Here is a 12,428-nt window from a genome sequence, read left to right on the forward strand (position 1 = left end):
GCCATGATGCGTTTTGCTACGCTTACGTCCATTGTACGTGAGATGCTGCTCGCTGCATCGCTTACTCCGATCTGCCGGCCTCGTTTTGAGATGCTGTGGGCTGGCGCACGGTATGCCTGGGTAGTGAGCCTTGCGCTTTTGTTTGCCACGGCTGGGCTCGCCCCAGCGGCATCGGCCCAGACCGTGTACCACGTTACCGAAGACGGCACGGGCGACGGCTCGTCGTGGAGCAACGCCACCTCGCTGTCGGATGCGTTAAGCAGTGCCACGGGCAGCGATGCGATCGTCATTGCTGAAGGGCGCTATCTGCCCACGGATGATGCCTCGGACCCTGACGCTCGATTCGAGATTACGGGTGCGCAAGACGGCCTTGCTGTGTATGGCGGATGGAGCGGCACGGAGACGTTCACAGGCATCGCAGATGTCGAAAGTCAACTCGACAGCCGCGACCTGGAGGCGAATCCAACCGTGCTCTCGGGCGATATCGACAACAACGACGCCACCAACGGCGACGGCATCACCGAAACCGCCAGTGACATTAGCGGAAGCAACAGCAACACGGTGCTCTACCTGGACGGCAGTTCGGGCGGCACCATCACGTCCAGCACAGTGGTAGACGGGGTGACGCTAACGGGGGGACAGATTCCTGACGGCGAATCGTTAGGTGATCCTTCTCCTGTGGATTCTGGAGGTGGGGTCTATTGCAACGGGGAGGAGAACGGAAACGAATGCAGCCCGACCTTCCGAAATGTCGACTTTACAGGAAACAAGTCTGGGTTTGGTGGCGGTCTTTACAATAGCTCCCAAAACGGCGGCACCAGCCGCCCCACGCTAAAGCGCGTTCGTTTTCATGGGAACGACGCTACAGAATCGGGATTTGGGGCGGGCGGCGGAATTTTTACTGCATCAGATAATGAGGGCACAGGAAGCATTACACTCACCGAGGCACGCTTCACGGAGAACAGCGCTGGAGACGGCGGCGCCGTGTACATTTCCGTGAGTGATCCGGATACTGATGTGCACCTCACGATCACCCAATCCGTTTTTGCGGAGAATGACGCCTCTGATGGAGGAGCCATCTATAGCTCCGCAAGGGCCAGCGCTGTCCTGTCTTCGACTATTACCAACTCTGTATTTGCCAACAACGCAGCAGAACAAGAGGGGGGAGCCATAATAAACAGATCTGACGACGATGGACCTGGAACAGCCGATCTGCAGGTTATAAACACCTTATTTACAGGTAATGAGGCGACGGACAATAACCTCGGTATAGGAGGAGCCGTTTACACCACGGACCACACGCCCGACGAACGTATCGTATTTACAAATAGCACATTCGTTGACAACACAGGATTAGACGGAGCAGCTGTTTACGCGTCTGGAGCCAGATTGGAAGACCCCGCTACCGTAGAGTTTTCCAACAGCATTGTGTGGGGCAACACGGCATCCGGCGACCCAGGACTGTCGATTGAAACAGACATTTCAGAAACGACATTTCGCGCCAATCTTGTAGAGGATGGCGTAAATGGTCCGCGTGTTGGCGGCTCAGGGGATATCATCGATGACGGGGGCAACCTGAGTGAACGGCCCCAGTTTGCGGATATTGATGCTCCTGCTGGCGCAGACCAAACGTTTGCCACCGGCGATGACGGACTACGCCTTCAGTTCAACTCTCCGGCCGTAGATGCGGGCGACGACACCGCACTGCCCGATAGCATCACGACCGACCTGGTAGGCAACGAACGCATCCAGGATGGCAATGAAGATGGCACGACGGCCGCCTCTCTCGGGCCCTACGAGGAGGCGGTGCCAGGGGCGAGCCTGCGTCTGTCGTCGGAGCCAGCGGCAAAAACCGCCCGCTTCACGCTGACCAACGTGGGCAATGCGGGCGTTACCGGCGCTGAGGTCGACCTCGGGCTTCCCGCGGGCGTGTCGGCCTCGTCGCCCAGCGGCGCGGGCACCGTCAGCAGTGGCACGTGGACCGTCGATGTGCCCGCCGATGACTCGGTTTCGGTGACCGTGTCGCTCACCCGCGATGAAAGCGCCAGCGACGGGCTGCTGACCCCGACTGCCCAACTTGACATCGATAGCTACACGGTTAGTGAGGGTGGCACCGACTCCACGCGGCCCGAAGACGCTGAGGCCGATTGGCCGCTGCTTGAGCCGCCCTACGGTTCGGGCACCGCGCTCGCATTTGACCGCAGCAACGAGACCTATCTGCAGGCGGATGCAGTGAGCAGTGCACTGGCCGATGAAGCCTTTACCATGGAAGCCTGGGTGCGCCCCACCGGCACCAACGACCAGGCTGAAGGCGTGCTCTCGCTCCACGACGCCGATGGCAACGTGCGAAATGTGCTCTTCTACGAGCATGAGGGCACCGGTAGCACCAGCACTGGGCGCTTTCGCTACGACGACCCCGATAGCGGCTCCACCTATAGCAGCGATGCCTTTGCGGCCGGAGAGTGGCACCACGTCGCCGTGGTCGTCCGCGATGACGATACTGGCGCGCTCTACGTCAACGGCACCGAAGAGGCGACCTTTACCACCAGCACGCGCCCCGCCTCCGACGGGCAGTTTACCATCGGGCAGGCCTGGAGCGACGACACCGCCAGCAATTTCTTGGGCGGATCTGTCGATGAGGTGCGCCTGTGGAGCACAGCGCGCACCGCCGAGGAACTGCGCACCACCCAACACGAAACTGTTGACACCATACAGCCCGACCTGGCCGCCTACTATCGCTTTGACGCTGCGCAGTCGGACCAGCGCCGAGACGCAGATTTCTCGGGCACCACCGCCTACGACCTGGCCCGCGGACGCAATGCCACGCACGTGAACGACCCGCAGTGGACCGGGAACAGTGCGCCGCTCGGGCAGGAAAGCGTGGTTGTGGCGGCCGACGAAACCGCGTCGATTGGTCCCGCCGATGCACAACTCACCGTGACCAGCACCGAGGCGCGCACGACGCTCTACCGCTACGGCGACCCCAGTGCTGAGGTCTTCACGAGCGAGGCGGTGCCTTTCCCGAACAACGAGCGCACCAACGTGGTGTGGGGCGCGGCGCCCACGGGCGCTGCCGACCTGGAGCTGGCGTATGACAACGTCACCGTGCCCAACGAGTCCGAGGTCGGGCTGGGCGCGCGGCGCTCGCCCGCTGATCCGTGGCAGGTGCGCCCCGAAGATCTCGATGGAGGGTCGGTTACGGTTTCCGATCTGGAGGCCCCCGGCGAGTTGACCCTGTACGACAACCGCCCGCGCGTCCTCTACGTGGATGAAAGTGCGTCGGGAGCGGGCAACGGTTCGTCGTGGGACGATGCCTACCCCAAACTGGCTACCGCCCTCCGTCTGGCGACAGCAAATGACATGATCGTGGTCGCTGAAGGGCGCTACCTACCCACGGATGACGCCACTGACCCCGATGCCACGTTCGAAATCGATGGCGCGAAAAACGGGCTTGCCGTCTACGGCGGCTGGGCGGGCACCGAGTCGTTCGAGGGGCCCGATGATGTGGAGAGCCAGCTCGACACGCGTGACATCGACGCCAACCCGGTGGTCCTTTCCGGCGACATCGACGACAATGACACGACCACCGACGGCGTCACTGAAACCGCCAGCGACATCAGCGGCACGAACAGCCACACGGTATTGCACCTGGACGGGGCCACCAGCAGCCCGATCACCGACGCCACCGTGCTGGATGGACTTGTGATCACCGGTGGGCAGGCCAACGGCGATTCGGGGAGTGCCGCAGACAAGGGCGGCGGCGCGTATTGCGACGGTGCAGGCACGGGCAGCGAATGCAGTCCCACCCTGGAAAACCTCACGTTTGCAGGCAACACCGCCTCCGATTCGGGAGGTGCACTACTGAACAGTGGAACAAGCAGCGGGGTGAGTAGCCCACGCATTACAAACACTGCCTTTACGGGGAATCAGTCCGGCGGCGGGGGCGGCGCACTGCTGAACGACGGCAGCGATGATGGCACAAGCAGCCCGCCGTTGACCAATGTCACCTTTACAGACAACCTCTCTGAAGACGACGGGGGCGCAATCTACAGCGCGGCTCGTACGAACGGGACCAGCCAGCTCGAAATCACGGATGCGGTGTTCGCCGACAACACTGCGCGCGCAGGGGGCGGGGCTATCTACAGCGACGGCGATTCGGGAGGCAGCGTACGGCTACGCATCGACCAGGCGCGCTTTACGTCGAATGCTGCGGATCGCGGCTCCACGTCCCTTGCCAACAGTGGCGGTGCGCTCTACATCAGGGGCGACGATGCAACGCTTGAGATCACCGCAGCGGCCTTCCACGACAACTACGTAGTCAGCGGCCCTGGCGGGGCCGTTCGCATGTTCTGGTCGGAGAGCAGCACCGGACATCTCCAGATGGATCGCGTCACATTTGCTGGAAATTCGGCGAACGGTGGAGGCGCTCTTTCCACCTCCCTCGGTAGCAATACCGATTTCGATATTCAAAATGCTGCCTTCACAAGCAACGAGGCTGTTTCCACAGGGGGCGCCGTCACGTTCAGCGCAGGTGGAAGCAACGCGAGCGCTACGGTAACAATTGCAAACGCCCTTTTTGCAGACAACACGGCTAGCAATCCCGATGGGGAATCGTTGGGAGGCGCTATTCGAAGCAACACGTCTGAAGAAGGCACAGTCAACATCGACTTCATCAACACCACCTTCGCGACCAACAGCGCCGATAGGGGCGGGGCGTTGTATGCCCGGCGCGCAGATGCAAGCGATGACGAACCCCCATTTTATGAGGAACCAGGTGGGCCCAACGAGGTCACGCTTACCAACAGCATCCTCTGGGGAAATACCGCTTCCACCAGCGGCGGTGCTACCTATAACGAGGGCGGCACTGTCACTCTGGGATACACGCTCATTGAGGGCGGCGTCAACGGTCCAAACACCGGCGGCGATGAAAACGAGGACAACGGCGATACCCTCGATGCCGACCCCCTGTTTGCCGATGCGACCCGCCCCCGGGGCCCCGACGACTCGCTCCGCACCGTTGACGATGGCCTGCGCCTCCAACCCGGCTCGCCCGCGCTTAACGCCGGCGACACCAGCGCACTGCCCGCTGACATGGACACCGACCTGTTGGGCGAAGACCGGGTGCAGGGCGGCACCGTGAGCTTGGGCGCTTACGAACGTTCGCTCTACGACGGGCCCGTCTACCACGTCGATGCCGACGCCTCGGGCACCGGCGATGGCTCTTCGTTCGACCTGGCCCTGCCGGATCTGCAAACTGCCCTTGACGCGGCCACCGGCGACGATGTGATCGTGGTGGCCGGCGGGCGGTACCTGCCAACGGACGATGCCTCCGACCGCGACGCGCGCTTTGAAATCAGCGGGTCCCAGGACGGCCTTGCCATCTACGGCGGGTGGACTGGCACGGAGACGTTCACTGATGTATCCGACGTGGAGAGCCAACTCGACAGCCGCGACCTGCGCGCGAACCGCACCGTGCTCTCCGGCGACATCAACGACAACGACGACACTAACAGCGATGGCGTGACGGAAACCACCGAAGACATTGACGGCGCTACGGATGTCGCCGATGGAGAAAACAGCTATACCGTGCTCTACCTCGACGGCGCCACGGGCGGCAACACAATCACGACCGATACCGTGCTCGACGGGCTGACCATTACCGGAGGGCAGGCCAGTACGAGCGGAGACCCTGCGTCCCTATCGGGCGGCGGCATCTTTTGCGACGGAAACAACCGCGATGCAACAAGCGCATGCAGCCCAACGATTGCCAACTCTGTCTTTGCGGGCAACTATGCTTATACGTTTGGAGGAGGCTTGTATAATGATGGGCAATTCGGCACCAGCAGTCCGCACATTGCCAACACAGCCTTCACCCACAACGCGTCCGACCTTTCCGGCGGTGCGATTTCCAACGATGGCACCCGAGGCGGCACGGCCAGCCCGCAGATCGAAACCGCGGTGTTCGCCAACAATGCAGCCTACTTCGAGGGCGGCGCGATGTATAACTACGGCGGTGATACCACCGTGGAAGGCGGAACGAGTAGTCCCACCATCACAAACACGGTGTTCGTCAACAACACCGCCAATAGTGGAGGCGCCATATACAGCATTGGGCAGGCGGGCGTAAGCAGCCCCCAGATCACAAATTCTACGTTCACGGGGAATTATGCCGACCGCGAGGGCGGGGCGCTCCTGAACTTTGGTGATGACGGCACCAGCACGCCGGTGCTTACCAACAGCATCCTATGGGGGAACGAGGCCGATATCAACGAGAAGCGAGACGGCGGCGAGATACGCAACAACAGCGCCTCGGCTACCCTGCAGTACACGCTCATTGAGGGCGGGGTGAATGGAGACGGCGTTGGGGGCGATCCCAACACCGACGACGGCGGTAACCTCGATGCCGATCCGCAGTTTGTGGATGCGAGCAATCCGCCCGGCGATGACGACCGCTTCGGCACCGACGACGACGGGCTGCGCCTGGGCGCGGGCTCTCCGGCACTGGCCCGTGGCACCTATGCTCCGTTTGCAACTGACGGCGTAGCGAGCACCCTCTCCACTGATCTCGCGGGCCGCGATCGCATCTTTGGCGCCCGCCCCGACCTCGGGGCCTACGAACGCACTGAGGTCGAAACCACCGACACAGACATTGCCGACGCCAGCGGGCTGCTCGGCTACCTGGATCCGAATGGATTCGAGGGGCTCGTGCTGCTACGCGACAACGACGCCACCGACGGCAGCCTCACGCTCACCCGCAGCGATACCGCGCCCAGCGATCCCGGCGGCGAGCTGCCCGATAACGTCGCGCCCTTCACCTGGACGGTAGAGGCCACCGATCTCGACGCCGATCCCACGTACGACCTGGTCGTGGAAACCGGTTCTATCGGAGGCATTGGCGACTTCGACGCGCTCCAGCTCTACAAGTCCGACGATGGCGGCACCACCTGGAACCGGGTCGATAACCTGGGCGGCACAATCGTTCGCGACGCCGACCGGAGCGTTGTGGCCGTGCAAGACCTGACGGGCTTTAGCCAGTTTGCCCTTGCCAGTAGCGAGGCCGACAATCCGCTGCCGGTTGAACTGGCTCAGATGGAAGCCACTTACGACGGGGGCGATCGTGAGCGTGTAACCGTTGAGTGGGAAACCCGCTCCGAGACGGATAATGCCGGTTTCGAAGTACAGCGCCGGGTCGCTGATGTCGCAGACAATTCGGGCGACTGGAAGACACTCACCACCCTCAACGGTGCCGGTACCACCGACGAGCCGCAGTCCTACCGTTTCGAAGACACGGACCTGCCCTACGCTGCCGATAGCCTGCGCTACCGCCTGCGTCAGCTCGACGCCGATGGCGACGCCACGCTTAGCGATCCGGTGACCGTAGCCCGAAATGTCGACCAGGCCGAGCTGCTACCCACCTACCCCAACCCGGCGCGCTCACAGGCCACAATCCGATACGCCGTGCCCGAGCGGCAGGAGGTGCGCATTGAACTCTACGACGTGCTGGGACGCCGCGTGCAAACGGTCGTTGACGATCGCGCAGAGGGGCGCACCGAACAGACGATTGACGTGAGCGACCTGGCCAGCGGCACCTACTTCCTGCGGATGCAGACCGAGGGCCACACCGAAACCCAGCGCATCACCGTTGTGCGGTAGCAGCGGGCGGTACCAGAGATATAGCCGGACGCCCTCTGGGTGGGAAGTCGCGAAACACGTACCAGGGAGGAAGGAACCACCGGACACCCTCATGAAGTCCCTCTCAGAGGAGGAGGAGGATGTAGGGGGAGGGATCCCGTGTGCTCAAACGACCCAAACAATCACGCGTGAGACAGCACGACTGCTCTGTCAACCCTCATTTTGATAGTTGCCCTGGCATCAGCCCCCAACGAAGCGTGTCATGGTGAGCAGAGGCCGACGCAGGAGCCCCGACCGCTGTCGAGGGGAGCCATCTCCCTGGCGTTCAGCGCTGTTTCTTCGCCTGGGATCAGCACCGCCCCCAACCGTCATCCTGAACTTGATTCAGGATCCAGTCTACCGTTGTGCCACAGGTCAATGGTTGGGTTGCTCACGCGAATGAATGTCATGGAAGTCCACAAAAGTCCCCGAATCAGCTCCCGACGGCTGTCGGGATGGTCCAAGATGACTATAACGTGGGAGCCCATACGTTACCCCATAAATTATCTGTGACAACGGGTTGTGCTATAGGTTCAGAAGTCGCACAGCCCCCCAACGCCCGTCATCCAGATCCTGAATCGAGTTCAGGACAGGCAAGGCGCCCCTGGCGCCGCTGATCCGGGATCCATTCGTCGTTTGAGGGCGAACGCACTCTGCTAACGCATCTCTCCATTGGGGCATGGATCCCAGATCGTCGCTCCGCTCCGTCTGGGATGACGGTGTGGGGGCATAAACAAGCATTTCTGTATGTTCAACAGCGATCAGATGTATAGCACAACGCATTCTCAGTCTGCGTCATTCGATTACGGGCATAACTTACTCCGTTCGTTTCCAGCTCTGCGGCGATAGAACGCCTTGTCAGGGATGACAATTAGGGCCCGAATAGATCTGACAGGTCTCGAAAGACCTGTCAGATCTTTATCATCAAAAAAGCCCGGCGCCTTCGGAAAGGGCCGGGCTTTTGCGTTCCTTTGTGATGTGGTGGAGCGTGAAGTTACTCGACGCGTACGCGCTGACGACCAATCTTGTAGCTGCCGCTTTTGGCGCGCACCTGCTGAACATATTCGCTCGGCACATCCACCATGGTGTGGCTGGGATGGATGTCGATGCGTCCAATGGCGCTTCCAGGCATCTTCGTGGCGCTGGCCAGCGTGCCTACGATCTGCCCCGGACGCGTGTTGTTGCGTTTGCCGGTGTTCAGGCGCAGGCGCACCATGCCGTCTTCGTGCGAGTCGGCGGGGCGTGCGGCTTGCTTGGGTGCGTTATCCTGACGTTGCGTGGCTTTGCGCCGCGTGCGGGCCTCGTGGAGTGCGGCGGCGGCAATGGCAGCCGGGTCGTGCCCTTCGTCGACGAGTGCATCGACAATGTCGCGTTCGCGGCGGGGGTCGTGGGCGGCCATCCAGGTGGCCACCTCGGCGCGGAGCGTGGCGTCGCGGTGGGCCTGCACCTGGGCATCGCTTGGCACATCGGTGCGCTCAATGGTGCGTTTGATGTGCCGCTCGGTCTGCTTCAGGCGCTTGCGGCGGTTGGGCGTGACAAGTGTAAGCGCGGTCCCCGATCGTCCGGCGCGTCCGGTACGGCCTACGCGGTGCACGTACACCTGCGGGTCGCGCGGCAGGTTGTAGTTGAAGACGTGCGACACGTGGTCAATGTCGAGTCCACGCGCAGCCACGTTGGTGCCCACCAGAATAGTGATGTTGCTGTTGCGGAAGCGGTCGAGCATGCGCTGCCGTTCGGGCTGATCCATCTCGCCGTTAAGCGCGCCGGCGTTGTATCCGTTCGACTGCAAGGTATCGGCCAGGCGAAACGTGTCGTTGCGGGTGCGGGCAAAGACAATGGCGCTGGTGATGTCTTCCGTTTCCAGCAAACGCATGAGCGCGGGGGTGCGGTCGCGCTTCGCGACCGGGTAATAGCGCTGTTCGATGCTGGACACAGTACGCTCTTTCGGCTCCAGGCGGCACGACGCAGGATTGTCGAGTTGCTGCTTGGCCAGACGCTGAAAATCGTTCGACATGGTGGCCGAGAAGAAGGCCGTTTGGCGCTCGCTGGGCGTAGCCGCAAGGATGGCTTTGATATCCTCGATAAAGCCCATGCTAAGCATCTCGTCGGCCTCGTCGAGCACAGCCACCTGCACAGCGCTCAGGTCGAGTGCACCTTTGCGAATCAGGTCGAGCATGCGTCCGGGCGTGCCCACAACAACGTCAACGCCCTTGTCGAGGCGTCGGGTCTGGCGATGGTACGGCTGTCCGCCATAGATAGGCAGCACGCGGATATCCAGGCGATTGCCGTAGGCGTAGACGGCCTCAGCAACCTGCTTGGCGAGTTCACGCGTGGGCGTTACGACAATACCACGCAGCGTGCCGGTGCCTTCGCCTAAGGTGTGAATCATGGGAAGCGCAAAGGCAGCGGTTTTGCCCATGCCCGTCTGGGCCTGGCCCACCACGTCGCGTCCGGCGAGCATGGAGGGAATGAGCGCTTCTTGAATCGGCGTGGGGGTGGTGTAGCCCCGGTCGCTTACGGTGTCGGCAAGGGTGGAACTCAGCCCAAGGGCTGTAAAAGGGGTAGACATAAAGGGGAAAGCAATACAGAACGAAAGGCCGAGAGATGGGAACTGGCGGCCGAGTGCAAATATGATCCGCCACTTCGTCCTGTGCAAGCAATGAGCGACAGACCGCACGTAGAGATGTGGGGCGTCGGCTCCTCCAATCGAGTCGGACGACCCAAGTGCGGAAACTACACCTACGTATAAGCCGCCAGCGCGTGGGGGATGTGGAGGGCGCGTCTGCTTCCCGCGAACACTGCGCGGAGTTGGGCGGCAGTGCAGGGTAGACGGAGATTGGAAGCATCCCCGGCGCAGGCGAACGGAGGACCGTTCGCCTCATTATTGAGCGGGCTATCACTCAACACCCATCCCCTCCTCGATCGTGTGCGCAACGAACCAATAGCCGGTGCGTACGGATTGTCCCGTGTTTCTGTAAATCAACCCTCACATGCCTGTGCCCAACGACCTGCTCAACGCGGTTCAGTTTGACGACGACGGCTTAGTGGCCGCCATTGCCCAGGACCACGACACCGGCGATGTCCTCATGATGGCCTATATGACCGCGGAAACGCTGCACGAAACGCTGGAAACTGGACGCATGGTGTACTGGAGCCGCTCACGGCAGGCGGTGTGGCGCAAGGGCGAAACCAGTGGCAACGTGCAGCATGTGCATGCCGCGCACCTGGACTGCGACGGCGATGTGCTACTCTTTCAGGTCGAGCAGGTGGGCGATGCTGCGTGTCACACCGGACACCGGTCGTGCTTCTATCGCCGGGTGGAACGCGATGGCTCGCTCGTGAATGACGGCACCAAGGTGTTCGATCCTGATGAAGTCTACGGCGCATAGGCACAGGCCTTTGCCTCTCCTCAGATTACCTCTGATACGCTCATGGCTACCGACACGAATGAACGGAGCACGACCTGGCACATTGCGCTGTTTCTGAGCGTACTGGTGCTGTGCGAAGGCGTTGGCGCACTGGCTGGATACGTAACGCAGGGTCCGGTACAGACGTGGTATCCCACCCTCAACAAGCCGTTTTTTACGCCGCCCGACTGGCTCTTTGCGCCGGCGTGGATCACGCTTTACGCGATGATGGCCGCCGCGTGGTACCTGGTGCTGCGCCGCGGATGGTCTGCCCCCGGCGTGAAAGGGGCCAGCACCGCATTCCTTGTGCAACTCGTGCTTAACGGGACCTGGTCGTTCGTTTTCTTCGGGATGCAATCCATTGCGGGCGGACTCGTCGTCATCATTGCGCTACTCCTGGCCATCCGGTGGACGCTCAAACGCTTCTACCCGATCAGCCCAACGGCCTTCTGGTTACTGATGCCGTATCTGCTGTGGGTCATGTACGCCACGCTGCTCAACGGCACGCTCTGGATGATGAACTGAGAACCTAAGGAGTTCTGGGGACTCACCAGAAATTGGGCAAGTGCAGAAGCGTTGACAAGCAGGAGAGAGTTTGGGGGAAACGGATGGGTGGAAGGGTGGAAGGGTGGAAGTTTTTTCAACCTTCCGTTCACGCTTCCATCCCTCCATTCTCAACGGGGTATGTGGAATTGGTATAATTCCTGTGATACTCGTCGCAAGGCTCTGCCTTGGTACGTGTTTAGCGCAGGAAGAAACAGGGGCAAGCGCGCCGCCCGAAGCCGCTCCCCTCTCCAGGCGCCCCTTTGCAGGCGTGGCGGCATTGCTTTCCAACAGGTCATCCTGAGATGCTTCACTGCGTTCAGCATGACGACAGAGGAGGGAGCACCTCACAATGCCGAGCTGTTGTTCGCGCCCCCACGTCATCCTGACGCCCTTGGTCAGAAGGGTCACGCCTCCTCGCATGGCACAACCAGCATGACCTACGGCCCCTCTGTCCCGCTCTAACCTGGCCTAAACACCGCCCGGCACAGGTTCGCAGGCTACAAGTCGCTAAGCACATACCTGCCTTGTGACGCACTTTTTAGGGGCTCTGCCTCGTACAGAGTGCCCGAAACGGTTGCATTGCGAGAGCTTGGGCGGACGCGGGAGCATCCTCATGTTTTCGTCAACGCAGGAGCGTTGACGCCAGGAGAAAGTGTTGGGCAGAAGGCGCCACTCGTCGCAAGGATCTGCCTTGGTATCTGTTTAGCCCCCTCGTCGCATGGCACAAAAAGCATGACCTTCGGCCCCTCTGCCGTGCAACGCAGGCTCTTCAGGGGCTCTGCCCCGTACGCCGGTAGATCCTGC

At 61.5% G+C, this 12,428-nt stretch carries 4 protein-coding genes; 3 read left to right on the forward strand and 1 reads right to left on the reverse strand.

Translation table 11 applies throughout. From position 1 onward, the window contains the following. The first annotated feature begins 123 nt into the window (after positions 1 to 123). Positions 124 to 7,653, forward strand: a complete 7,530-nt coding sequence (locus tag R6U20_RS01385) for a LamG-like jellyroll fold domain-containing protein (RefSeq protein WP_410336080.1) — start codon at positions 124 to 126, stop codon at positions 7,651 to 7,653. A 1,012-nt stretch (positions 7,654 to 8,665) separates the two neighbouring features. Here the strand turns inward: R6U20_RS01385 and R6U20_RS01390 are convergent. Then, positions 8,666 to 10,240: a DEAD/DEAH box helicase gene (locus R6U20_RS01390; RefSeq protein WP_410336081.1), complete on the reverse strand. Its 1,575-nt coding sequence runs from the start codon at positions 10,238 to 10,240 to the stop codon at positions 8,666 to 8,668. A 427-nt stretch (positions 10,241 to 10,667) separates the two neighbouring features. Here R6U20_RS01390 and hisI point away from each other — a divergent pair, with 427 nt between their 5' ends. Together hisI and R6U20_RS01400 are read left to right on the forward strand one after the other, a co-directional pair. Beyond that, positions 10,668 to 11,060, forward strand: coding sequence for a phosphoribosyl-AMP cyclohydrolase (gene hisI, locus R6U20_RS01395; RefSeq protein ID WP_410336083.1), 393 nt, complete (start codon positions 10,668 to 10,670; stop codon positions 11,058 to 11,060). Between the two features lie 42 nt (positions 11,061 to 11,102). After that, positions 11,103 to 11,603 (forward strand): TspO/MBR family protein, encoded by a 501-nt coding sequence (locus tag R6U20_RS01400; protein WP_410336082.1) that lies wholly within the window; start codon positions 11,103 to 11,105, stop codon positions 11,601 to 11,603. Positions 11,604 to 12,428: the final 825 nt, after the last annotated feature.

It is taken from the genome of Longimonas sp. (genome assembly GCF_046498435.1).
In the GTDB taxonomy this organism is placed as follows: domain Bacteria; phylum Bacteroidota; class Rhodothermia; order Rhodothermales; family Salinibacteraceae; genus Longimonas.

What these genes read in the sequence shown, in the direction of transcription:
- R6U20_RS01390 (WP_410336081.1), bottom strand. Translation starts at nt 10,240, where the DNA reads ATGTCTACCCCTTTTACAGCCCTTGGGCTGAGTTCCACCCTTGCCGAC.
- R6U20_RS01400 (WP_410336082.1), top strand. Translation starts at nt 11,103, where the DNA reads ATGGCTACCGACACGAATGAACGGAGCACGACCTGGCACATTGCGCTG.